This window comes from Arthrobacter burdickii, from assembly GCF_030433645.1.
Lineage (GTDB): Bacteria > Actinomycetota > Actinomycetes > Actinomycetales > Micrococcaceae > Arthrobacter_D > Arthrobacter_D burdickii.
In genome coordinates this window covers 2,559,862-2,583,759 of sequence record NZ_JAROCG010000001.1, presented here as the reverse complement: position 1 = coordinate 2,583,759, position 23,898 = coordinate 2,559,862, and the positions used below count along the sequence as shown (strand labels likewise).

22 protein-coding genes are annotated in these 23,898 nt (G+C 69.1%); 16 read left to right on the top strand and 6 right to left on the bottom strand.

Features of this window, described 5'->3' with window-relative positions:
* The first annotated feature begins 18 nt into the window (after positions 1-18).
* The 6 genes from P5G52_RS12135 to P5G52_RS12110 all read left to right on the top strand — a co-directional run bounded on the left by P5G52_RS12135 (position 19) and on the right by P5G52_RS12110 (position 4,677).
* On the top strand, positions 19-222 hold the full coding sequence (locus P5G52_RS12135) for a ubiquitin-like protein Pup (RefSeq protein ID WP_301227689.1): 204 nt from the start codon (positions 19-21) through the stop codon (positions 220-222).
* 3 nt (positions 223-225) lie between these two features.
* Entirely contained in the window at positions 226-1,053 is an 828-nt protein-coding gene (gene prcB / locus P5G52_RS12130; protein WP_301227687.1) for a proteasome subunit beta, read from the top strand.
* A gap of 3 nt (positions 1,054-1,056) precedes the next feature.
* The gene (gene prcA, locus P5G52_RS12125) at positions 1,057-1,797 is read left to right on the top strand and encodes a proteasome subunit alpha (RefSeq protein ID WP_301227685.1); all 741 of its coding nucleotides are present in this window, start codon (positions 1,057-1,059) and stop codon (positions 1,795-1,797) included.
* Positions 1,797-3,158: a Pup--protein ligase gene (pafA, locus tag P5G52_RS12120; protein WP_301227683.1), complete on the top strand. Its 1,362-nt coding sequence runs from the start codon at positions 1,797-1,799 to the stop codon at positions 3,156-3,158. The genes prcA and pafA overlap by 1 nt, the downstream gene beginning before the upstream one ends.
* 143 nt (positions 3,159-3,301) lie before the next feature.
* The gene (locus P5G52_RS12115; RefSeq protein ID WP_301227681.1) at positions 3,302-4,237 is read left to right on the top strand and encodes an FKBP-type peptidyl-prolyl cis-trans isomerase; all 936 of its coding nucleotides are present in this window, start codon (positions 3,302-3,304) and stop codon (positions 4,235-4,237) included.
* Between the two features lie 44 nt (positions 4,238-4,281).
* The gene (locus P5G52_RS12110) at positions 4,282-4,677 is read left to right on the top strand and encodes an FKBP-type peptidyl-prolyl cis-trans isomerase (RefSeq protein WP_301227679.1); all 396 of its coding nucleotides are present in this window, start codon (positions 4,282-4,284) and stop codon (positions 4,675-4,677) included.
* 121 nt (positions 4,678-4,798) lie between these two features.
* Here P5G52_RS12110 and P5G52_RS18315 read toward each other — a convergent pair whose 3' ends face one another.
* Entirely contained in the window at positions 4,799-5,023 is a 225-nt protein-coding gene (locus P5G52_RS18315) for a hypothetical protein (protein ID WP_363321886.1), read from the bottom strand.
* A 139-nt stretch (positions 5,024-5,162) separates the two neighbouring features.
* Between P5G52_RS18315 and P5G52_RS12105 the strand changes: the two genes are divergently transcribed.
* The 7 genes from P5G52_RS12105 (at position 5,163) to P5G52_RS12075 (ending at position 14,331) form a co-directional block, all read left to right on the top strand.
* Positions 5,163-6,791 (top strand): helix-turn-helix transcriptional regulator, encoded by a 1,629-nt coding sequence (locus P5G52_RS12105; RefSeq protein ID WP_363321885.1) that lies wholly within the window; start codon positions 5,163-5,165, stop codon positions 6,789-6,791.
* A 9-nt stretch (positions 6,792-6,800) separates the two neighbouring features.
* Entirely contained in the window at positions 6,801-7,151 is a 351-nt protein-coding gene (locus P5G52_RS12100) for a hypothetical protein (protein WP_301227675.1), read from the top strand.
* A 35-nt stretch (positions 7,152-7,186) separates the two neighbouring features.
* Complete coding sequence (gene tatA, locus P5G52_RS12095) at positions 7,187-7,576, top strand: Sec-independent protein translocase subunit TatA (RefSeq protein ID WP_301227673.1); 390 nt, start codon at positions 7,187-7,189, stop codon at positions 7,574-7,576.
* Positions 7,577-7,641: 65 nt separating this feature from the next.
* Positions 7,642-8,427, top strand: coding sequence for a twin-arginine translocase subunit TatC (tatC, locus tag P5G52_RS12090; protein ID WP_301227671.1), 786 nt, complete (start codon positions 7,642-7,644; stop codon positions 8,425-8,427).
* Positions 8,428-8,567: 140 nt separating this feature from the next.
* Positions 8,568-11,393 (top strand): DEAD/DEAH box helicase, encoded by a 2,826-nt coding sequence (locus tag P5G52_RS12085; protein ID WP_301227669.1) that lies wholly within the window; start codon positions 8,568-8,570, stop codon positions 11,391-11,393.
* A 46-nt stretch (positions 11,394-11,439) separates the two neighbouring features.
* On the top strand, positions 11,440-13,080 hold the full coding sequence (locus P5G52_RS12080) for an amidohydrolase (RefSeq protein WP_301227667.1): 1,641 nt from the start codon (positions 11,440-11,442) through the stop codon (positions 13,078-13,080).
* Positions 13,081-13,605: 525 nt separating this feature from the next.
* A complete protein-coding gene (locus P5G52_RS12075) occupies positions 13,606-14,331 on the top strand; it encodes a polyprenol monophosphomannose synthase (RefSeq protein WP_301227665.1) in 726 nt (241 codons plus the stop codon).
* Between the two features lie 77 nt (positions 14,332-14,408).
* On the opposite strand, the gene P5G52_RS12070 is transcribed toward P5G52_RS12075, so the two are convergent.
* From P5G52_RS12070 to P5G52_RS12055, 4 genes are all read right to left on the bottom strand, one after another.
* Positions 14,409-14,756 carry an RNA polymerase-binding protein RbpA gene (locus P5G52_RS12070; protein ID WP_104051092.1) on the bottom strand — a complete coding sequence of 116 codons (348 nt, stop codon included), beginning with the start codon at positions 14,754-14,756 and terminating at the stop codon, positions 14,409-14,411.
* Positions 14,757-15,031: 275 nt separating this feature from the next.
* Positions 15,032-15,964 carry an SPFH domain-containing protein gene (locus tag P5G52_RS12065; protein ID WP_301227661.1) on the bottom strand — a complete coding sequence of 311 codons (933 nt, stop codon included), beginning with the start codon at positions 15,962-15,964 and terminating at the stop codon, positions 15,032-15,034.
* Positions 15,965-16,038: 74 nt separating this feature from the next.
* The gene (locus P5G52_RS12060; protein WP_301227659.1) at positions 16,039-16,512 is read right to left on the bottom strand and encodes an NfeD family protein; all 474 of its coding nucleotides are present in this window, start codon (positions 16,510-16,512) and stop codon (positions 16,039-16,041) included.
* Positions 16,513-16,615: 103 nt separating this feature from the next.
* The gene (locus P5G52_RS12055) at positions 16,616-17,560 is read right to left on the bottom strand and encodes a putative RNA methyltransferase (RefSeq protein ID WP_301227657.1); all 945 of its coding nucleotides are present in this window, start codon (positions 17,558-17,560) and stop codon (positions 16,616-16,618) included.
* Between the two features lie 69 nt (positions 17,561-17,629).
* On the opposite strand from P5G52_RS12055, the gene P5G52_RS12050 reads away from it, so the two are divergent.
* Positions 17,630-19,672 (top strand): S9 family peptidase, encoded by a 2,043-nt coding sequence (locus P5G52_RS12050; protein WP_301227655.1) that lies wholly within the window; start codon positions 17,630-17,632, stop codon positions 19,670-19,672.
* Between the two features lie 16 nt (positions 19,673-19,688).
* Here the strand turns inward: P5G52_RS12050 and P5G52_RS12045 are convergent, their stop codons facing one another.
* Positions 19,689-20,345: a peptide deformylase gene (locus tag P5G52_RS12045; RefSeq protein WP_301227654.1), complete on the bottom strand. Its 657-nt coding sequence runs from the start codon at positions 20,343-20,345 to the stop codon at positions 19,689-19,691.
* Between the two features lie 165 nt (positions 20,346-20,510).
* Between P5G52_RS12045 and P5G52_RS12040 the strand changes: the two genes are divergently transcribed.
* Together P5G52_RS12040 and P5G52_RS12035 are read left to right on the top strand one after the other, a co-directional pair.
* Positions 20,511-22,898, top strand: coding sequence for an ATP-binding cassette domain-containing protein (locus P5G52_RS12040; protein WP_301227653.1), 2,388 nt, complete (start codon positions 20,511-20,513; stop codon positions 22,896-22,898).
* A gap of 136 nt (positions 22,899-23,034) precedes the next feature.
* Positions 23,035-23,865 carry an oxidoreductase gene (locus P5G52_RS12035; RefSeq protein WP_301227651.1) on the top strand — a complete coding sequence of 277 codons (831 nt, stop codon included), beginning with the start codon at positions 23,035-23,037 and terminating at the stop codon, positions 23,863-23,865.
* The last annotated feature ends 33 nt before the right edge of the window (positions 23,866-23,898 follow it).

The window sequence follows — 23,898 nt, the reverse complement described above, 5'->3', positions numbered from 1 at the left end:
ACGGAGAGGGTGGCCATCATGGCGACACAGGACCGCATCAATACCGGCGGATCGTCCACGGAAGTGGAGGAGGAGACCCCCGAGCCCGCCCCCGCCGCTCCCGCGGCGCAGGACTCCACCCAGACCCAGGGCGTCGACGATCTGCTCGACGAGATCGACGGCGTCCTCGAGTCCAACGCCGAGGAGTTCGTGCGCGGGTTCGTGCAGAAGGGCGGCCAGTAGCGGATGCTCCCGGATGATGCAGCAGCTGCGGTTCCCCGGGCCGCCTCGACATCCTTTGCCGACTTCCTGGGCGCCCACCATCCCGGGCTGCTGCCGTCGAACCGGACGCTCGGTCCGGTGACCGCGTCCACCGACGCCTCGCACCTGGCGCCGCACGCCACGACGATCGTCTCGCTGACCTTCCCCGGCGGCGTGCTGATGGCCGGCGACCGGCGGGCCACGATGGGCAACGTGATCGCGAGCCGCCACATCGAGAAGGTGTTCCCCGCCGACCGGTACTCCGTGCTGGGGATCGCCGGCAGCGCCGGGATCGGCCTCGACCTGACGCGACTGTTCCAGGTGGAACTCGAGCACTACGAGAAGATCGAAGCGACCATGATGAGCCTCGACGGCAAGGCCAACCGCCTCGCCGCCATGGTCCGGCAGAACCTCCCCATGGCGATGCAGGGACTCGCCGTGGTGCCGCTCTTCGCCGGCTTCGACACGGACCGCCACCTCGGGAGGCTGTTCTCGTTCGACGTCACCGGCGGACGCTACGAGGAGCACGAACACCACTCGGTCGGGTCCGGCTCGGTCTTCGCGCGGGGTGCGCTCAAGAAGCTGTGGAACCCGCGCCTGACCGAGGCGTCGGCGGTGCGTGTCGCCGTCGAGTCCCTCTACGACGCGGCCGACGACGACTCCGCGACCGGCGGTCCGGACACCGTCCGTGCCCTCTGGCCCGTCGTCTACGTCGTGGACGGGGCCGGAGCGCGGCGCATCCCGGAGCGCGACCTCGAGTCCGCGGCGCACACCATCATCGAAGCCCGCTCCGCGGCGGGCCGGGAGGCATAGGCCATGACACAGCAGTTCTACGTTTCCCCCGAGCAGCTCATGAAGGACCGCGCGGACTTCGCGCGGAAGGGGATCAGCCGTGGCAGGTCGGTCGTGGTGATGAGTTGCCGCGACGGCATCGCACTGGTCGCCGAGAACGCCTCACCGTCGCTCCACAAGCTGGGGGAGATCTACGACCGCATCGCCTTCGCCGCGGTCGGGAAGTACAACGAGTTCGAGAGCCTGCGGCAGGCCGGCGTGCGCTATGCCGACGTCCGCGGCTACTCCTATGCGCGCGAGGACGTGACCGCCCGTGGGCTCGCCAGTGTGTACGCGCAGAGCCTGGGTGCCGTGTTCACCGCGGAGAGCAAACCGTTCGAAGTCGAACTCGTCGTGGCCGAGGTGGGGCACGCGCAGGACAGCGACCACCTGTACCGGCTGACGTTCGACGGCTCCATCGCCGACGAGACCGGTTTCGTGGTCATGGGTGGTGCCGCCGACGCCGTCGTCGACTCCCTCAGCGGCGCCTGGTCCTCCGACCTCAGCCTTCCCGAGGCCGTCGGGGCCGCTGCCCGGGCGCTGCGGAACGCCTCGCGTCCGCAGGCCGACGGGACCCAGCCCGGGGTTCCACCGCTGGATCCCTCCGTCCTCGAAGTCGCGTTCCTGGAACGCGACCCGGACACGCTGCGCGGCAGCCGCCGCGCGTTCCGCAGGGTCGGCGGCCCCGAACTCGAGAACCTCCTCCAGCACGAACAGGACACCTGATGGACCGGCGCATCTTCGGAGTCGAGACCGAATTCGGGATCTCCTACTCAGGGCCCAACTCACGCCCGCTCTCACCCGAGGAAGTCGCACGGTACCTCTTCCGCAAGGTCGTCAGCTGGGGGCGGTCCTCCAATGTCTTCCTCACCAACGGATCGCGCCTGTACCTCGACGTCGGCTCCCACCCCGAATACGCGACCGCGGAGTGCGACGACCTGGCGCAGCTCATCGCCCACGACCGGGCGGGCGAGCTCATCCTCGAGGACCTCGTCTCGGAGGCCCAGCGCAAGCTCGCGCAGGAGGGCTACGACGGCAAGATCTACCTCTTCAAGAACAACACCGACTCCGCGGGCAACTCCTACGGCAGCCATGAGAACTACCTGATCCCCCGCAAGCTCGAATTCTCGCGCCTCGCGGACATCCTCATCCCGTTCCTGGTGACGCGGCAGCTTCTCGTGGGCGCGGGGAAGGTCCTCAAGACGCAGACCGGTTCCCTCTATGCGTTCTCGCAGCGGGCCGACCACCTGTGGGAAGGCATCTCCTCGGCCACGACCCGCTCGCGCCCCATCATCAATACGCGGGACGAGCCGCACGCCGACGCGGAGCACTATCGCCGGCTGCATGTGATCGCCGGCGACTCCAACATGTCCGAGACCACCATGCTGCTCAAGGTCGGGTCCGTCGACCTGCTGCTGCGGATGGTGGAAGCGGGCGAGATGATGCGGGACTTCCGCCTCGAAAACCCTATCCGGAGCATCCGCGAGATCTCGCACGACCTCACCGGGCAGCAGCTGCTCAAGCTCGCCAACGGCCGGCACATGACCGCCCTCGAGATGCAGCGCGAGTACCTGGCGCGCGTGACGGCGTTCGTCGACCAGCACGGAGCGCACAACGCCCACGTCCCGGCCGTCCTGGACCTGTGGGAGCGGGTGCTCGATGCCGTGGAGACCGGCAGCACCGCACGGATCGACACCGAGGTGGACTGGGCCATCAAGAAGAAGCTCATCGACCGGTACCTCGCGCGCTCGGGCGAGGACCTCGACTCGGCGAAGGCGGCGCAGCTCGACCTGACCTACCACGACATCTCCCGCTCCCGGGGGCTGTTCTTCCTGCTCCAGAGCCACGGCGAAGCCGCCCGGGTGGTGGACGACACGGCGGTCAAGGAGGCGGTGGACATCCCGCCGCAGACCACCCGGGCCAAGCTCCGCGGCGAATTCGTCCGCCGCGCCAAGGAGGCGAACCGCGACTACACGGTGGACTGGGTGCACCTCAAGCTCAACGACCGCGCCCAGCAGACCATCCTCTGCAAGGATCCCTTCACCTCAGTCGACGAGCGCGTGGAGGCGCTCCTGCAGCAACTCTGACCGATTGCCGCCCCGCGTCGCGCTGTCGACCCCTGTTTCTCAGGGCGTTCCCAGGAGAAACCGCGTGCCCGCAGCCGTTAGGCTTGTCAGGGCCCTTTGTTCTGCGGGCAGCCTGAACTGGACACCAATCTGAAAGTAGTTCTGTGCGAAAGTTACTAGCAATCCTCCTTCCGCTGCTGCTGTTGCTCACGGCATGCGGCGGCACGACGACGGGGAAGTCGGCGGGTCCCGCCGAGGTCTTCGACACGGTGAAGGTGAGCGGGGGATCGGACGAGGAAGCACCCGACGTCGAATTCGAATCACCCCTCGACGTCACCGGCGTCGCCGCCAAGACGGTCGCCGAGGGCGACGGCGACGAGGTGGAGGCCGGGCAGCAGGTCCACTACCAGCTCGTCGCGCTCAACGCCGAGGACGGCGAAGTCCTCGGTGATACCTACAGCCAGGGTGAGCCCCAGGTCCTGCCGGTCGACGACATGCTCAAGGAGCAGGACGGCGAGCTCTACGAGGTCCTCGTGGGAACGAAGGTCGGCTCGCAGGTGGCCTACACCCGCCCCGCCCCTGAGCCCGCCGAGGGCGAGACCGCGAGTCCGGAGCAGCTGATCGTGCTCAAGGTCATCTCGGCCGAACAGCCCCCGCCGGAGCCGGAGGTCCTCTCGCCCGAGGACGTGAAGAAGCTCGACGACGAGGGCCAGCTGCCCACGTTCACCTTCGACGACAAGGGCGTACCCGAGGTCACCATCCCCGAGAACGAGCCGTCCGACGACCTCGTGGTCAAGGTGCTCGAAGAGGGCAAGGGCGACGTCGTCGCCGAGACCGACAGCATCACGGCCAAGTACAGCGGCTGGACCTACAGCGACGGCGAGAAGTTCGATTCGAGCTTCGACCGCGGCGAGCCCGCCACCTTCCCCCTGAACCAGGTCATCACGGGCTGGACCAAGGGCCTGGCCGGGCAGAAGGTCGGCTCGAAGGTACTGCTCGTGATCCCCGAGCCGTGGGCCTACCCCAACGCCTCGCAGGGCCAGCCCTCCGGGACGCTCGTGTTCTACGTCGAGATCGTCAGCAAGGAAGCGGCGAAGTAGTCCGCGTCCCCGCACAGGCACCGAACCTCCTACGAAAGGAAACCATGTCCTTCGGACAGCGCAACTTCGACCGGCAGAAGCCGGAGATCGACTTCCCCGCACACGAGGTACCCACCGACCTCGTCATCGAGGACATCATCGAGGGCACCGGCGACGAGGCGAAGCCCGGCAACACCGTGTCCACCCACTACGTGGGCGTGGCCTTCTCCACGGGCGAGGAATTCGACGCCTCCTGGAACCGCGGTGCTCCGCTCGACTTCCGGGTCGGCGTCGGGCAGGTCATCCAGGGCTGGGACCAGGGGCTCCTGGGCATGAAGGTCGGCGGCCGCCGTCGCCTCGAGATCCCTTCCCACCTCGCCTACGGCCCCAGTGGCGCCGGCTCGGCGATCGGCCCCAACGAGGCGCTGATCTTCGTGGTGGACCTGCTCGCCGTCCGCTAGGGCATCCGTCCGAGGCATCCGCCCGGACCATCCGCCGGGCCGGCCCGGCGCTGTCCAGAAGGGACGCACGTCAACCCCGGTTGGTGTGCGTCCCTTCTGCCGCTTCCGGAAAGGTAGGGTTTCACCCGTGTCTGCAAAACGAACCGAACGGCTCCTCACGCTCGTGATCATGCTCCTGTCGAGCCGGCGCGGGTTCACGAAGGAGGAACTGTTCGAGGAGATCGACCTGTATCGCGAGGCGACCTCGGTGGCGGCGCGGGAAAAGCTCTTCGACCGCGACAAGGCGGCCCTCCGCGAGCAGGGCATCCCCCTGGAGTCCTTCAGCGAGGACGCCCTGTTCGAGCACGACAACACCGTGCAGCGGTACCGGATCAACGCGGAGGACTACCGCCTCGGCGGGGTCACGTTCCAGCCCGAGGAGTACGCCGTCCTCAACCTGGCCGCGGGAGTGTGGGATCAGGGTTCGCTCGACTCCGCGGCATCCCGTGCCCTCCGGAAGCTCAGTTCGCGGAGTACGGACGGCACCGTCGAACTCACCCCCCTCATCCAGCCCCGCATCACCACGGACGCGCCGTACTGGGACATCGTGTGGCAGGCCCTCACCTCGCGCACCCCCCCTCCGGTTCCCGTACCGGGCGGCGAGCACCGGCCGCGAGGAGGTCCGCACCGTGCATCCGTGGGGGATGGGAGCCCGTTTCGGCCACTGGTACGTGGTCGGCTTCGACACCACACGCAAGGCCGAACGCTTCTTCCGCCTCTCCCGCATGACCGGGGAGCCCGTGCTGCTGAAGGGCACGTTCGACGTCCCGGCATCCTTCGACATGAATTCCACGCTCTCGTCCCTGTCCCGCAGTGAACCCGACCGCGCCGCGGTCATCGCGGTGCGGCCGGGATCCTGCCAGGTGCTGCGCGTCCGCAAGAACACCGAGGTCCTCCAGACCGGGGAGGAGTGGGACACGCTGCGCGTACCCTACGCCGCGTCGAGCCCGATGGCGGCGACCATCGCGGGTCTCGGCACCAACGCGCGGGTCGAGGAGCCCCAGGAGCTCGCGACGGAGGTCGCCCGGCTGCTGGAGGGAGCCTTCGACGCGGCCGTGGCGGCGCCTGACGGCGTGGAGATCACCTCGGGCGCACGCCCCGTTCCCCGCCGGAAGTCCTCCTCCCAGGACCACCTGCTGCGCCTGCTCGACCTCGTGCCGTACCTCCTGGCGCACCCGGGCGCGGACGTGGGGGACACGGCGCGCCGGTTCGACGTGAGCGAGACCCAGCTGACCAAGGACCTCGACCTGCTGTTCGTGAGCGGTCCCCGGCACTACCCGGACGGGCTCATGGACGTGAACATCGAGGACGGCAGGATCTACCTGACCAACGCGCGTGACCTCGCCGAACCCGTGAAGCTGAGCATGGACGAGGCCTGCTCCCTCATCGTGGGGCTCCAGGCCCTGCGGGAGCTACCCGGGATGAGGAACAACGAGGCGATCGTCAGCGCGCAGACCAAGCTGACGGCCGCCGCCGGCGACGCGGCGCGCATCGGCTCCGCCGTCGCCACGAAGCTCACGGAGGACGACATCGACCCGACCCTCGAGGTGTTGCAGGCCGCCCTGCACTCGGGGGTCCGGGTGGCGGTGGACTACTTCGTCCCGACACGCGACGAGATCACGCACCGGCTGCTCGAGCCGATCCGGATCTTCCTCCACCAGGACACGTGGTACCTCGAAGCGTGGTGCGTGGACTCCGACGGACTGCGGAACTTCCGCCTGGACCGCATCCAGAGCGCCACGCTGACGGACGAGCCGGCCACGGCCACTGAGGACGATGCGTCCGCGGCGCGGGAGAGGGGGTCGGCGCCCTACCGTTCCGGCGATGCCGACCACGCCGTCACGCTCGTGCTGGAACCGCGGGCACGGTGGATCGCCGCCCAGTACAACGCCGATGCCGTGCAGGAGCTCGGGGAGGACCGGCTCGCCGCGCGCCTCAAGGTGGCCTCGACCTCCTGGATCCCCGGCCTGGTGGCGAGCCTGGGCGGATCCGCCGCGGTCGTCGCCCCCGATCAGCTGCGCGAGGAGACACTGCGCTGGCTGGAGGAAGCCCGGGCCCACCAGGCGCTGGCCTAGACTGGACGCATGCTCTGGTGGATGTGGATCGTGCTGTGGGTTGCGCTGGCGGCCGTCAGCGTGATCTTCCTCGTCGTCGTCGGCTTCCGCGTCTTCCGCCGGGGAGCGCGAACTCTCGGTGAATTCGGGGAAGCGATGGACCGCCTCGCGGTGAACGCCCCCGTCGGCGACGACGGTCCGGTACCCTCCGCCGGTGTTCCCGGGATCCGCATACCTGCGGTGTTCTCCGCGCCGGAGGACGTCCGCGCGGCGCGGGAAGCCGCCAAGACCCGGCGCATCGACGACCGCCGCAGCAGGCGCGTCCGAAAGCGCGCCGGTCGCGGGCAGCCCCAACTCCTGCAGGACATGCCCCACCTGTGAACTAAACTGGGCGGGATCAACGAGAGGAATTCGGCATGAGGCTCGAAGGCTGGCACATCGTCATCATCATCGTTCTTGCGATCGTCCTGTTCGGCGCGCCGAAGCTCCCCGGCCTCGCGCGCAGCGTCGGACAGTCCCTGCGGATCTTCAAGTCCGAGGTGAAGCAGATGAAGGACGAGAACAACACCCCTGACGCCGGGACGGATCCGGTGGAGGGCCGGGTGGTCGACAGCGGCCGGCCGCAGAGTCACACGCCCACCTACGAGACACCCGTCCAGAACCCGGCGCCCGACCAGAACCCGGGCCAGCAGGCACCGCGCTACCAGGACGGTGCCGCCGGCAGCGGCCCGGTGGACGGCTCGAGCGGCACCCAATCCCAGGCGGGACCGCCGCAGCACGGCGGTACCTCGACCACCCCCCAGTAGGCCAGGTACCGGTGTCACCCGCGAAGGCCCGGAAGCGCGGCAGGAAAGCCAATCCGGAAGGGCGCATGGCCCTGAAGGAACACCTGCGCGAAGCACGCAACCGGCTGTTCAAGTCCGCGGTGGCGGTCATCCTGGCGACCGTGGCCGGGTTCTTCGTCTACGACCCCGTGCTGCGCGCGCTGGCGGCTCCGATCATCGCGATCAACGAGCAGGAGGGTCGCACGGCGTCCCTGAACTTCGACAGTGCCGCGTCCCCGTTCGACCTGCTCATCCAGGTCTCGGTGTTCCTGGGCCTGGTGATCTCCAGCCCCGTCTGGCTGTACCAGCTGTGGGCGTTCATCACACCCGGGCTCAAGACGAAGGAGCGGCGCATCGCGCTGGCGTTCATCGCCGTCGCGTTCCCCCTGTTCCTGGCCGGCATCGCCCTGGCCTGGTCGATCCTGCCCAACGCGGTTCGGGTCCTGACGGAGTTCACGCCCGAGGACTTCTCCAACTACATCAGCGTCTCGGTGTACTTCACCTTCGTGCTGCGGCTCATGCTGGCCTTCGGGATCGCCTTCCTGCTGCCGGTGGTCCTGGTCGGACTGAACCTGGTGGGCCTGGTCTCGGGCAGGCAGATCCTCAAGGCCTGGCGCATCACCGTGTTCCTCGTCTGCCTGTTCGCCGCGATGGCCGCTCCCGGCGGGGACGCGCTGAGCATGTTCTACCTCGCCGTGCCCCTGCTGCTGCTCTTCTTCGTCGCGATCGGGCTGTGCCTGCTCAACGACAAGCGCAGGGCCCGGCGCACCGCGGCCCGCGAAGCCGCCGTCGAAGCCACCGCCGACACCGCCTCGCCCCTGGACGCCATCTAGGACGCCATCCAGGACGCGGCGCACGACGACGGCGTCGGATCACGGCACGTCCCGGGCCTGTCCCGCAAGCATGATCAGGGCAGGAACACCGATCGGGTGCCCGGCGTGCCCGGCTCCTGCCGAGCGTCTAGGGTGGAACGATGAGCACCCCCGCAGAGAGATATGCAGCTGCAAAGGCCCGCACTCAGCACTCCCGGACCCAGTTGTTCCATTTCGAGCAGACGCTGGATTTCGCCCTCGATCCGTTCCAGCGGGAGGCGTGTACCGCCCTCGAGGCGGGCAGGGGAGTGCTGGTCGCGGCACCGACCGGAGCAGGAAAGACGGTGGTCGGAGAGTTCGCCGTCTTTCTGGCCCTGCAGCACGGTCTCAAGGCGTTCTACACCACGCCCATCAAGGCGCTCAGCAACCAGAAGTACTCGGAACTCGCCGCCGTGCACGGCAGCGACCGGGTGGGACTGCTGACCGGGGACACGAGCATCAACGCCGACGCCGACGTCATCGTGATGACCACCGAGGTGCTCCGCAACATGCTCTATGCCAACTCGGAGGCGCTCAACAACCTCGGCTACGTCGTGATGGACGAGGTGCACTACCTCGCGGACCGCTTCCGGGGGGCGGTCTGGGAGGAGGTCATCATCCACCTGCCCACCGAGGTCAAGGTGGTCTCCCTCAGTGCGACCGTGTCCAACGCTGAGGAGTTCGGTGCCTGGCTGGATACCGTCCGCGGCGATACCGACGTCGTCGTCTCCGAACACCGCCCGGTTCCGCTCTGGCAGCACGTCATGGTCGGGCAGAACCTCATCGACCTGTTCGCCGGGGACATCGCCTTCGACGAGGCAGCGCCGGCCGGCGCGGAAGCCGGAGCGCGGGACCAGTACGACGTCAACCCTGAGCTGCTCGAACTGGCCAGCAACGAGATCCGGCTGAACCAGCGGGCCAACTGGGGTGCCGGTGGCGGCCGCCGCGGCAGGGCGAGGACCGGCCGCGGCGAACCCGCGCAGATGTCGGTGGTGCGCCGTGCGACACGCCCGCAGGTCATCACCGCCCTGGACCGCTCCGACCTGCTCCCCGCCATCACCTTCATCTTCTCGAGGGCCGGCTGCGAGGCCGCCGTCACGCAATGCCTCCATGCCGGGCTGTGGCTGACCACCGAGGACGAACGCGACGAGATCAGCGAGACCATCGACGGCGCCACGATGGACATCCCGCGGGACGACCTGGAGATCCTGGGCTTCTGGACCTGGCGGGAAGGGCTGATCCGCGGCTTCACGGCGCACCACGCCGGCATGCTGCCCACGTTCAAGGAGATCGTCGAGCGGCTGTTCGCTGCAGGGCTCGTCAAGGCGGTCTTCGCGACCGAGACGCTCGCCCTCGGCGTCAACATGCCCGCGCGGACGGTCGTGCTGGAGAAGCTGGACAAGTTCAACGGCGAGGCGCACGTGAACGTGACGGCAGGGGAGTACACCCAGCTCACCGGCCGGGCGGGACGGCGCGGGATCGACGTCGAGGGACACGCCGTCGTCCTCTGGCAGCCGGGGACCGACCCGGGAGCCGTCGCGGGGCTCGCGTCCCGCCGCACCTACCCGCTGAACTCGAGCTTCCGGCCGACCTACAACATGAGCATCAACCTCATGGCGCAGTTCGGGCAGGAGCGGTCCCGGGAGATCCTCGAGACGTCCTTCGCCCAGTTCCAGGCGGACCGCTCCGTGGTCGGCCTGGCGAAGCAGGTACGCAGCCGGGAGGAGTCGCTCAAGGGCTACGAGAAGTCGATGACCTGCCACCTGGGCGACTTCCGCGAGTACGCGAACCTCCGGCGGGAGCTGTCCGACCTCGAATCGAGGGCTACCCGGGACAAGTCGCGGTCGCTGCGGTCGGCCGCGGAGTCGTCCCTGGAATCGCTACGGCCGGGAGACGTGATCGACGTCCCCGGCGGTCGGAGCCAGGGTTACGCCGTCGTCCTGGACAGCGACACCTCGCGGGAACCACGGCCCACCGTGCTCACGCTCGAGACGCAGATCCGCCGCGTGGGCGTGCAGGACCTCGACGGGCCCGTCGAGGTACTCTCCCGCATCCGGATCCCCAAGCACTTCAGCGCGCGGAGCCCCAAGGACCGCCGCGACCTGACGTCGTCGCTACGCAACGCGCTGGAGCAGCAGCGGCCGCCGCGCAAGGGCGCCGACCGCGTCTCCGCCGGGTACTCGGCGTCGGCGGCAGCCGAGGAACGGGCCATCACCGAACTTCGTCGGCGGCTCCGGGCGCACCCCTGCCACGGCTGCAGCGAGCGCGAGCAGCACGCGCGCTGGGCCGAGCGCTGGTGGAAGCTGCGCCGGGAGACCGACAAGCTCGCAGGCCAGATCCGCGGCCGCACCAACACGATCGCGAAGATCTTCGACCGCGTCTCCGAGGTCCTCGGGCACTACGGCTACCTGGAGTACACGGAGGACGGCGTGACCGTAAGCGCGTCCGGCCAGAAGCTCCGCCGGATCTACGGGGAGAAGGACCTCCTGATCGCCCTCTGCATCGAGGAGGGCGCCTTCAACGACCTCGACGCCGCCGAACTCGCGGCCGTCACGACGGTGCTCGTGTACCAGGCGAAGCGCGAGGAACGCGGTGTGCGGCCGGTGATGCCGAGCGTATCGCTGGAGGGCTCCGTCGAGACGATCATCCGGCAGTGGTCGCAGCTGAACGACGTCGAGGAGCAACACCGCCTGCCCGTGACCGGGGAACCGGAGCTCTCGCTCGTCTGGCCCATGTTCAAGTGGGCCCAGGGCCGCTCCCTGCAGGCCGCCCTGAGCGGGACCGAGCTGGCGGCGGGCGACTTCGTCCGCTGGTCGAAGCAGGTCATCGACCTGCTCGACCAGTTGGCCAAGGTGCCGGACCTCCCCTCCGGTCTGCAGCAGACGTGCGTGCGGGCGATCCGGCTGATCCGCCGTGGCGTGGTGGCATACTCGAACATCAGTGAGTAGTCCCGCCGCGGGACCCGCCGACCACAGAAAGCCTCCCAGCACCCCCATGCCGAATTCGAAGCGCCCCCAGACCGTCCTCTACCGCAACGGGTCCGTGTACAGTCCCGCCGACCCCTTCGCCACCGCGATGCTCGTCGACGGAGGGACGGTGGCCTGGGTGGGGTCCGAGCACGCCGCCGCGAACCTCACGGGACCGGACGTGCGGACCGTCGACCTCGACGGCGCCCTGGTCACTCCGGGGTTCGTCGACGCCCACACCCATACGACGGAGACGGGCATCGCCCTCGGTTCGATCGACCTGACCTCCTGCCGTTCGCTCGCGGAACTCCTCGACTCCGTGTCCGCGGCGGCGTCGTCGGGATCCACCACGATCCTCGGCTTCGGCTGGGACGAGTCCCGGTGGCCGGAACGGCGCGTCCCGACCGCGGCGGAGCTCGACCGCGCAGGCGACGGCGCCCTAGTCTACCTCGTGCGGGCCGACATCCACTCGGCCGTCGTATCGGGAGCCCTGGCGGACGCACTCGGCCTCGCCGGCCTGGACGGCTGGGACAACGGGTTCGTGGTGCGCGCCGCGCACGAGGCCGCCCGGCAGGCCACCCGCAGGCTCACGCCGGACCAGCGCCGCAGCTACCAGCAGGCGGCCCTCCTCCACGCCGCGGCCCGGGGGTACATCGCGGTCACCGAGATGGCGGCGCCACACATCGCGCCCCGCGAGGACCTCGAGGTGCTCCTCTCGATCGACGGGACGGCGCACGAGGTGCCACTGCCCGAGGTGATTCCGTACTGGGCCCAGCTGACGTCGTCGAGGGACGAGGTGCGCGACCTGATGCAGGACTTCGGGGGCCGGCTCGCCGGACTCGCGGGCGACCTCAACGTGGACGGTTCGATCGGTTCACGCACCGCCGCCCTCCGTGAGCCTTACACCGATGATCCCGGGAACCGGGGCACGCTCTACCTGGGTGAGGACGAGGTCGCCGCCCACCTGCTCGCGACGACCGCCGAGACCGTCCAGACCGGTTTCCACGTCATCGGCGACGCCGGGCTCGACGTCGTCCTGCGCGGGCTCGAGGCGACGGCCCGCGAGCTGGGCGTGGAGGAGGTGCGCCGGTCACGCCACCGTCTCGAGCACGTGGAGCTCGCCGACGACGAGGCCATCGCGGCGCTGGTGCACTACGGCGTCGCCGTCAGCGGCCAGCCCGTCTTCGACGCCCTCTGGGGCCGGGAGGGCGGCCTCTACGACCAGCGGCTGGGGGAGCGCAGCCACGGGATGAACCGTTTCGCCTCGCTGCTGTCCGCGGGCGTCCTCGTGGCACTCGGCTCAGACAGTCCCGTGACGCCGCTCGATCCGTGGGCATCCGTGCGCGCCTGCCTCCAGCACAGCAGCGCGGCCGAGAACATCTCGGCGCGCGCGGCCTTCATCGCCCACACGCGGGCCGGCTGGCGGCTCTCCGGACGCAGCCCGATGATGGGACAGCTGGCACCGGGCACTCCCGCATCCTTCGCCGTCTGGAAGGTCGACGAGCTCATGGTCCAGACGCCGGACAACCGCGTCCAGTCCTGGAGCACCGACCCGCGCGCGGGTACGCCGCTGCTGCCGGCGCTCGATACCGAGAACGCCCCGCTCTGCCTCGAGACCGTGCATGACGGACGCCGCCTGTACGTCGCCGAGGGCTTCGCTGCGGGCTAGGCAGTAGCACCTCGGACAGAATTCCCGCAGTGCTGCCGGGAGTGTCGCGGGCAGCGTTCGGGCAGTGTTCCGGCAGTATGGCAGCAGGATCTCCGGCACTATCCCCGCCAGGACGAGGAGTGCCGCCTGACCTGCGCGGAAGCACGTCCGCGCAGGTCAGAGGGCTGTTGACACGCACTCCACAGCACGTAAGCTTTTGGCCTACGGGTAGAGGAACTCCTGCGGGAGGGAACCTGGCCGGTCCCCACGAGCGCAGCGCATCGGCCTCATCACTGGCGCGTGCTGCCCACCCGGATGGAGCCGGCACTCATAGCGGCAGGTCCACGCGTCCTTAGAGAACGGTGTCCGCCCGCGTGCGGCTACCGGTACGAAGCTGCGTGGACCTGCCCGAGCGCCGGCCCGATCCCGACGATCGTCCCAGTGTTTCCGGGTGGCTCGGCGACCGTCGCCTATACTTGCAGATCGGCTCCCCGTCCGGGGCCGGTCCCTGCGCCATGCGCACCCCCGATGGAAAGGCCTACCTGCGTGCGAGTCGTCACGATCATCCCCACCTACAACGAGATTGAGTCGCTTCCGCTGACCCTCGCCCGCCTGCGCGCGGCAGTACCGGCCTCGGACGTCCTCATCGTGGACGACAACAGCCCCGACGGCACCGGGGATCTCGCCGACCGGGCTGCTGCGGCTGACGACCAGGTGCACGTACTGCACCGGACCGGCAAGGCGGGCCTCGGGGCCGCCTACATCGCCGGCTTCCGCTGGGCGCTGGCGCGCGACTACGACGTTCTTGTGGAGATGGACGCCGACGGGTCGCACAAGCCCGAACAGCTGCAGGGCCTGCTCGACGCGGTGGACCGTGCGGACCTGGTGATTGGCAGCCGCTGGGTTCCCGGCGGCAGCGTGGTGAACTGGCCCGCCCACCGCAAGCTCCTCTCGCGCGGGGGCAGCACCTATTCGCGCCTTCTGCTCGGGTTGCGGGTCCGGGACATCACCGCGGGTTTCCGGGCGTTCCGCCGCTCCACCCTGGAAGCGCTCGACCTCTCGGCCGTGGACTCTGTCGGCTACGGCTTCCAGGTGGATATGACGTTCCGGGTCGCCCGCCTCGGCCTCACCATCGTGGAGGTACCCATCACGTTCGTGGAGCGGGAACTCGGAGCGTCGAAGATGAGCGGGAACATCGTGTTCGAGGCGATCGCCAACGTCACGCGCTGGGGACTCAGCGCCCGGTGGAAGACCCTGACCGGTCGCCACTGATTCTCCGGCGGCAGCAAAAAGGCACCCGCCGCGGCGGGTGCCTTTTTCGTCTGCAGGGATTCGTCCGCAGAGGGGAACTATGCGGAGCGGCGCTCACCACGGCGCTCGCGCAGGATCGTGAGGCGGTCCTGGAGGATCTGCTCGAGTTCCTCTACGGACCGGCGCTCGAGGAGCATGTCCCAGTGGGTACGCACGGGCTTGTCGTTGGAGGTGTCGGGCTTCTCGCCGTCGACGAGGAGGGCTTCCTTGCCGGTCTTCGAGACCCAGGTGGCCGGGATCTCGGCTTCGGACGAGAAGGTGACGAAGACCCGCTCGCCGTCCTCGCAACGGTACTCGACCCGCTGGCGGGGAGCAGGCTCGACGCCGGATTCCGTTTCCATCGACTGCGCTCCGAGGCGCATGCCGCGCAGGCTGCGATCGCTCATGATTTTCTCCTAGTCACCGTGGCCCCCGTGTGCCGGATGGCCGTTGCCGCTGTTCTTCACCGAAGTCGTCCGCCGGACCTGCTGCCACGCCCGGCACCCGCTGTCGCCCGGAGGCGAAAGGGAAGCTGTCTGTATAACACCCTCTACCGCGCGTATGTTCCTGCGCGGACGGGTAAACACCTAAGTATACAGGCCGGTCCTCCGGACTTTCCGACGGGTCCTGGTGGCGCCGTGCATCGGCGACGACCATCGTGGCGACAGGGCAGTACAGGGGATCAGGGGCGTGGCATCAATTCCGGGCCGTCCGAAGGGGAGTCCGGTGTGGTGGTGCCGAGGACATTACCGATGCCCTTCAGCGCCTCGCCGACCTCGCTGGGGATGATCCAGAGCTTGTTCGCGGAGCCTTCGGCCAGCTTGGGGAGGGTCTGGAGGTACTGGTAGGCGAGCAGCTTCTGCGTCGGGTTGCCCTTGTGGATGGCGTCGAACACCTTGTGGATCGCCTGCGCCTCGCCGTCGGCCCGCAGGATCGCGGCCTTCGCGTCACCTTCGGCGGCGAGGATGGCGGCCTGGCGCTGCCCCTCCGCCGTGAGGATCTGGGACTGCTTGGTGCCCTCGGCGGTCAGGATCGCGGCGCGGCGGTCGCGCTCGGCGCGCATCTGCTTCTCCATGGAGTCCTGGATGGAGTGGGGCGGGTCGATCGCCTTGAGCTCTACGCGGCCGACGCGGATGCCCCATCGCCCCGTCGCCTCGTCGAGGACGCCGCGGAGCTGGCCGTTGATCTGGTCCCGGGAGGTCAGTGCCTCCTCGAGGTTGAGTCCGCCGACCACGTTCCTCAGGGTCGTCGTCGTGAGCTGTTCGACGGCCTGGATGTAGTTGGCGATCTCATAGGTCGCCGCCCGGGGATCGGTCACCTGGAAATAGACCACGGTGTCGATGGACACCACGAGGTTGTCCTCGGTGATGACGGGCTGCGGCGGGAAGGACACGACCTGCTCCCGGAGGTCGAGCAGTGGCAGCAGCCGGTCGACGAACGGGATCAGGATGGTCAGTCCCGGGTTCAGCGTCCGCTGGTACTTGCCGAGTCTCTCGACGACGCCTGCGCGTGCCTGCGGGATGATCCGGACCGACTTCACGAGTACGACCAGGACGAAAAGAATGAGGACGATCAGGACCAGAGTGAGCCCGATCGTCCCGGCGTTGCCGTTCATGGATCCCCTTTGTTGTGGTGGTGCGCCCCGAGGCCGAGGGACGGCCGGGGAGCGCAGGAAGCGTGTGGGCCGCGCTAGGCGTCGGGAACGGGAGGAGCGGGGCGGTCGACCGGTTCGACGACGGCGGTGGCGCCGTCGATCCTTGTCACGGACAGGCGCGTACCGGCGGGAAGCGGGGCTCCGTCGGCGGAGCGGGCCGTCCAGGTGTCACCGCCGATCTTCACCGTGCCGGAGTGGGCCGTCACGGGCTCCAGGGCGAGGGCTGCAGCGCCGACGAGGCGGTCGATGTTGTTCAGCTGGTCCGCCGGGCCCCTCTGGAGGTGCCGCACGGCCACCGGCCGGACGAGCAGGATCATGAGCAGGGACACGACGGCGAAGATCACGATCTGCAGGACCAGTCCCGCCCCCGCGAAGGTCGCTGCGAGGGCAGCCAGTGCGCCGACCGACAGCATGATGAAGAACAGGTCCAGTGTGAGGGTCTCCACGGCGGCGAGCCCCAGGAACAGGATGAGCCAGAGGACCCACCCGTTGGCGAGCAACCAGTCCATCGGGAATCCCCCTCGTGTCGACGCCGCACCGAGCGGCCCTCGCCTTCATCATGGCAAACGGGTCCGCCATAACCTAGGGCACATAGGCCTACATCCGCAGTTGTTACCCTTCCGTGCCGTTCCGGGGTTCCGCCGGTTCCGGTCGTGCGGTCCTGGCCAGTACCTGGACCGTGAAGCGGGCGGCGATCTCAAGGGCCGCGGCCTCACGTAGGGCGGAGGAACCCCCGCTGGAACCGTGGGTGGAACCGTCAGGGAGATCGTCCGCCGACTCGCCTGTCGATTCCTCCGTCGCCGTGCCTCCCTTGCCGTGGTGCGCCGCCGGTCCCATCACCAGCGCGGACCGCGCGAGGTCCTGCGGCAGCTGCATCGCGTAGTCCAGGTCCTCGCGCCAGGTTTCCACCAGCGCGCCCTCGAAGGCCGCCCGAACGTCGTCGGCCTTCTGTGCGGGTACGGACAGCAGCGGTCCCACCGCCTCGAGCCCCGCGAGGTGCCCGGGCCGGGGAGTCACGACGACGAGGCAGCCTCCCGGGGCGAGCACGCGCACGAACTCGTCGGGGTTCCTCGGCGCGAACACGTTCAGGAGGACGTCCACCGAGCCGTCCGCCAGAGGGAGCGGGCGCCAGACGTCCCAGACGACGCTCACCCCGCCGGGGAGCCGGCGTGCCGCGCGCCGCAGGGCGACCTTCGAGATGTCGAGTGCTACGGGGAACAGGCCCGGCACGGCGTCGGCCAGTCCCTCGAGGTAGTAGCCGGTGCCCGCCCCGGCATCGAGTGCGAGGGCGGGCGCCGGGAACTGCCGGAGGGCAGCAGCAACCACGGCGCGGCGGAGTGGCGCATAGTGGCCGGACCCGAGGAACTGCTCCCGCGCATCGACCATCTGCGCGGTGTCGCCCTCGAACGGAGATCCCTTGCCCGTCAGCAGGTTGAAGTAGCCCTGCCGCGCGGCGTCGAACCGGTGCCCGCGGTCACAGGCCAGGGTTCGTGCGGCACGGTCCAGCGGTTCTCCGCAGACAGGGCAGAGCAGGAGGTGGCGGGGGAGGTCGGGCATCGTCCCATCCTAGGGAAAAGGGCCGACGCACCGTTGACTCAGGCCACTATTTCGGGTTCAGTCGGGAGGGTGAAACCAGACCAGCTCGAACTCCTGACCACCACGGGCACCCCGGCCCTCCACCCGGACGGTTCCCGTCTGGTGGTCGCCGCGACCCGCCCGGACTTCCGCGCCGACGCCTACGTCGGCCAATTGTGGGAGCTGACGCTCCAGGGAGGTCGGCGCCGGCTGACGCGGGGCTTCCGCGACACCGCGCCACGCTACTCTCCGGACGGGGAGGTGCTCGTGTTCCTCCGGGCAGCGCCGGGGGGCAAGCCCCAGCTGTTCGCCGTCCGTGCCTCCGGTGGGGAACCCGTCCAGGTGACGGACCAGCCGCTCGGCGTCGGCGCCTTCGACATCTCGCCCGACTCGCAAACCATCGTCTTCGCCGCACGGGTGCCGGAGCAGGGACGCTACGGGACGCTCGACGGCGTGGGCCCGGGCCTCGAGGACGCGCGCCTCATCACCCAGTACCAGTACCGGATGAACGGGCTCGGCTACACGACGGACAAGCGCTCGCAGCTGTTCACCGTCACGGTGCCCGACCTCGACGCGGAGCCGTACATCGCAGCGGTCGGGCGGCTCAAGCAGCAGAACGCCGACGGTCCCGGCGCCCTCGAGGAGCAGGGCGCCGTGCCTCCCGCCACCCAGGTGACAACTGCCGACGCCGATCACCTCGATCCTGCCTTCACAGCGGACGGCCGCCGTGTCCTCTTCACTGCCGCGCTCGGACCGGACGCGGATTCGACCCTCGTCTCCGACATCCACTCGATCGCCCTCGACGGCAGCGACCGGCAGCAGCTGACGAACCAGGGCGGGGACACCCTGCTCGGCTGCAGCGCGCCCCGCCCCAGCACCGACGGCGCGTGGGTGTTCTTCCTGGCCTCGGACCTGTCGCCCTCGGGCCTGGACTTCGTGGCGCGGAACACTGCCCTCTACGTGATGCCGGCAGACGACCCGCGGGACGTCCGGCGCCTCAGCGACCCGGAAACCGTGGACTTCGGCGACGTCCAGGAGATCGTCGCCGACGGCCCGCACTCCGTCCTGGTGTTCAACCGGTCGCGCGGCACGGGCGAACTGCTGCGCGTCTCGGCGACAGGGGAGTCGGCCACCCTGGTCACCGGTCCCACCGTCGTCACCGGAGCCGCCTCCACCGGAAGCACCGTCGTGGTGTCCTACACGGATCCGACGACGTCGGGCGAGGTCGCCGTCGTCGACGGGACCTCCCTGCGTCCGCTGTCCGACTTCTCCGCCGCACTGCGCACGGACACGCGCGTGGGAGACCTGCAGGAACGCACCTATGCGGCTCCCGACGGAACACCGGTGCACGGGTGGGTCGTCCTGCCCGAGGGCGACGGCCCGCACCCGGTGCTGCTCGTCATCCATGGCGGACCCTTCGCCCAGTACGGCTGGGGCTACTTCGACGAGGCCCAGGTGTACGCCGCGGCAGGTTACGCGGTGCTGCTGTGCAACCCGCGTGGTGCCGCAGGGTACGGACAGGCCCACGGGAGGGTCATCAAGGAGGCGATGGGCACTGTGGACCTCGACGACGTCCTCGCCTACCTCGACGGCGCGCTCGCCGAGTACGATGCGCTCGACGGCGAGCGCCTCGGCGTCATGGGCGGGTCCTACGGCGGCTACCTGACCGCCTGGACCATCGCCCACGACCACCGCTTCCGGGCCGCGATCGTCGAACGCGGTTACCTCGATCCGCCCTCGTTCGTGGGGTCGTCAGACATCGGCTGGTTCTTCTCCGAGCAGTACACCGGCACGGACCCGGCGCAGGTCGAGGCGCAGAACCCGTTCGCCAAGATCGGCGACGTGAGGACTCCTGCCTTCGTGATCCACTCCGAGGAGGACCTGCGGTGCCCGATCGAGCAGGCCCAGCGGTACTACACGGCGCTGAAGAAGCAGGGTGTGGAGACCGAGCTGCTCGTGTTCCCCGGTGAGACGCACGAGCTGTCGAGGTCGGGCTCGCCGTGGCACCGGAGGCAGCGCTTCGACCACATCCTGCGGTGGTGGGCGAAGTACCTGCCCACGGGAGCGAACCCCTCCGCCCCTGCGGGCGGGTGACGTGGCGCGGCGGGGGCTAGAAGCCGAGGCCCCGCCGCGCGTCGTCGATCGTGGGCTGCGCCCACCGGGCGTGCTCGGTGTCGGCGGTGAGGGACCGGAGGATCGCCCGGTCGAGGTACAGCTGCCCGTCGAGGTGGTCCGTCTCGTGCTGCACGATGCGGGCGGGCCAGCCCTCGAAGTCGGTCGTGACGGTTCTGCCGTTCGGCTGCGCGTAGGTGGCCGTGATGCGGTGCGGGCGTTCGACGACGGCCTGGTAGCCGGGTACGGAGAGGCAGCCCTCGTAGAACGCGGCTACGGCGTCGCCCGCCGCCTCGTAGCTCGGATTGATGAGGACGGTGAACGGCAGGGGAGTGCGGGACCGCACCTCGGCGACCGCCGGGTCCCGGACGCCCTGGTCCTCGAGGACGGCGATCCGCAGGGGGATCCCGATCTGGGGTGCGGCGAGGCCCACGCCCGGTGCCTCGTGCATCACGCGCCGCATCGTCGCGATGAGCCGGTTCAGGGTGTCGTCGTCGAGCTGTCCGTCGAAGTCCTGGGCGGGCCTGCGGAGGACCGGATGGCCGGCCGCCACGATCTCCGGCAGGTCCGCCGCGAGGACGGCCTCGACCAGCTCGACGACGGCAGCGGCCGGGAGCACGGAACGGACATGGTTGCTTGAAGCATCTGCACTCATGCCTACAGGAAAGCACACTTGCGGACAGGGACGGGTAGAGGCGCATTGCCGGTTCGGGCGTGACGACGGACAATCAGACGTGCTGCGCCGATCCTTCGGCGACGGCCCACCACACGGGTACGGGGGGTCGGCCGCGCTCGCGGCCAGCCGATGGATGGAGACACCATGAGCACAGCCACGACGGACGTCCAGCAGGCAGCGTTCCACCCCGCCGACAGTCACGACCTGATCCGGGTGCAGGGCGCCCGTGAGAACAACCTGAAGGACATCACGATCGAGATCCCGAAGCGCCGGCTGTCGGTGTTCACGGGGGTCTCGGGGTCGGGCAAGAGCTCGCTGGTCTTCGACACCATCGCCGCCGAGTCGCAGCGCATGATCAACGAGACGTACAGCGCATTCCTGCAGGGCTTCATGCCCACCCTCGCGCGGCCCGAGGTGGATGTCCTCGAGGGACTGACGACGGCGATCATCGTCGACCAGGAACGCATGGGCGCCAACCCGCGGTCCACGGTCGGCACCGCCACCGACGTCAACGCGATGCTGCGCATCGTCTTCTCGCGCCTTGGGCAGCCACAGATCGGCTCGCCACAGGCCTATTCCTTCAACGTGGCGTCCCTCAGCGGCGCGGGCGCCGTCACGATCGAACGCGGTGGCACCACGGTCAAGGAACGCCGCAGCTTCACCGTCACCGGCGGCATGTGCCCGCGCTGCGAGGGCATGGGCTCCGTGACGGACATCGACCTCACGCAGCTGTACGACGAGACGCGGTCCCTCAACGGCGGAGCACTGACCATCCCCGGCTACAGCATGGACGGCTGGTACGGGCGGATCTTCACCGGGAGCGGGTTCTTCGACCCGGACAAGCCCATCCGCGAATTCACGAAGCGGGAGCTCCACGACCTGCTGTACAAGGAGCCGACCAAGATCAAGGTCGACACCATCAACCTGACCTACGAGGGCCTGGTCCCGAAGATCCAGAAGTCGATGCTGTCGAAGGACCGCGAGGCGATGCAGCCGCACATCCGTGCCTTCGTCGATCGGGCCATCACCTTCACGACGTGTCCCGACTGCGACGGGACCCGACTCAGCGACGCCGCGCGGTCCTCGAAGATCCGGGGCATCAGTATCGCCGACGCGTGTGCCCTGCAGATCAGCGACCTCGCCGCCTGGGTCCGGGAACTCGATGAGCCGTCGGTGGCGCCGTTGCTGGCGGCGCTGGGGGAGACCCTCGACTCGTTCGTGGAGATCGGCCTCGGCTACCTCAGCCTCGACCGGCCCTCAGGCACGCTGTCCGGCGGGGAATCGCAGCGCACCAAGATGATCCGGCATCTCGGCTCGTCGCTGACCGACGTGACCTACGTCTTCGACGAGCCGACGATCGGCCTGCACCCGCACGACATCCAGCGCATGAACGACCTGCTGCTGCGCCTGCGGGACAAGGGCAACACGGTGCTCGTCGTCGAGCACAAGCCGGAGATGATCGCCATCGCCGACCACGTCGTCGATCTGGGCCCGGGTGCCGGGACGGCGGGCGGTACGGTCTGCTTCGAAGGCACCGTCGACGCCCTGCGCCGCAGCGGGACGCTCACCGGACGGCACCTCGACGACCGCGCCGCGCTCAAGAAAACGGTGCGCCGGTCGCCGCGGTCGCTGGAGATCAGGGGAGCCACCTCCCACAATGTGCAGAACGTCGACGTCGACATCCCCCTCGGAGTGCTCTGTGTGGTCACCGGGGTCGCGGGGTCCGGCAAGAGTTCGCTGATCCACAGCTCGGTGTCGGGCAGGGACGGCGTCGTCGCCATCGACCAGACGGCGATCAAGGGCTCACGCCGCAGCAACCCCGCGACCTACACGGGGATGCTCGAACCCATCCGCAAGGCCTTCGCCAAGGCCAATGGTGTCAAGCCGGCCCTCTTCAGCGCGAATTCCGAGGGTGCCTGCCCCACGTGCAACGGGGCCGGGGTCGTCTTCATGGACCTCGCGATGATGGCCGGCGTGGCGACCACCTGCGAGGTGTGCGGCGGCAAGCGGTTCCAGTCCGAAGTGCTCGAGTACAAGCTCGGGGGCAGGGATATCAGCGAGGTCCTGTCGCTGCCCGTCGCGGACGCGGCCGAATTCTTTCGCACGGGCGACGCGAAGGTCCCCGCAGCGCACGCGATCCTCACCCGGCTCTCCGACGTCGGGCTCGGCTACCTCACCATCGGTCAGGCCCTGTCGACGTTGTCCGGCGGAGAGCGGCAGCGCCTGAAGCTCGCGACGCACATGGGCGAGAAAGGCGACATCTACATCCTCGACGAGCCGACCGCCGGACTGCACCTCGCCGACGTCGAGAACCTGCTCGGCCTGCTGGACCGGCTGGTCGACGCGGGCAAGTCGGTTCTGGTCATCGAACACCACCAGGCGGTCATGGCGCACGCGGATTGGATCATCGACATCGGGCCGGGAGCCGGCCACGACGGCGGAACCATCGTCTTCGAGGGAACGCCCGCTGATCTGGTTGCGTCCCGGTCGACGCTGACCGGACGGCACCTCGCGGAGTACGTCGGGGCCTGATGGATCTGATCGTCCCCCCGTCCGACGGATCGTCGGTCGGGTTATTTCGCCGCTGTGCCGCGCTCCGCTTGAAATGCGCGGAGATAGCGTCGACTATTCGTAAGGCCGGTAGAGCACCGGCAGTGGAGGAGACATCATGACCACATGGCTGATCACCGGCTGCTCGACAGGCTTGGGACGCGCCCTGGCAGAAGCCGTCCTTCAGCGGGGACACAGGGCCGTCGTCACGGCCCGCGACGCATCGACGGTCGAAGACCTCGCGTCCGAGTACCCCGACACCGCACTTGCCCTCCCGCTCGACGTGACCGACGCCAGCCAGGTAAGGACCGCGATCGAGCGTGGGACCGCGGCGTTCGGCGGCATCGATGTGCTGGTCAACAATGCCGGCTACGGATACCGGGCCGCCGTGGAGGAAGGAGACGACGATGACGTCCGCACGCTCTTCGACACGCACTTCTTCGGATCGGTCGACATGATCAAGGCGGTCCTCCCGCAGATGCGGGCCCGCCGCTCCGGCACCATTGTGAACCTGTCGTCGATCGGCGCGAAGATCACCCCGGCCGGTTCCGGCTACTACGCGGCCGTCAAGGCCGCCATCGAAGGACTCACCGGATCCTTACGCAAGGAAGTGGAGCCCCTGGGTATCACGGCGATGGTCGTCGAGCCCGGCGGATTCCGGACCGACTTCTCGGGTCGGTCGCTGCAGCAGTCCGTCGACGCCATCGAGGACTACTCCGAGACCGCCGGGAAGCGGCGGAAGGAGAACGACACCACCCACGGCACCCAGCCCGGCGACCCGGCCAAGGCCGCCGCCGCGATCATCACCGCGGTGGAATCCCCTGACACGCCCGAGGTGCTCGTCCTCGGGTCCGACGCGATCAGCGCCCATACCGGCGTCCTTCGGGCACAGCTGGAGTCGTTGGAGGCCTGGCGACCCCTCGGCGAGAGCACGGGCGTCGACGCCTGAACGCACTGCCCGGGCCTTCCTCACCGGTTCCCG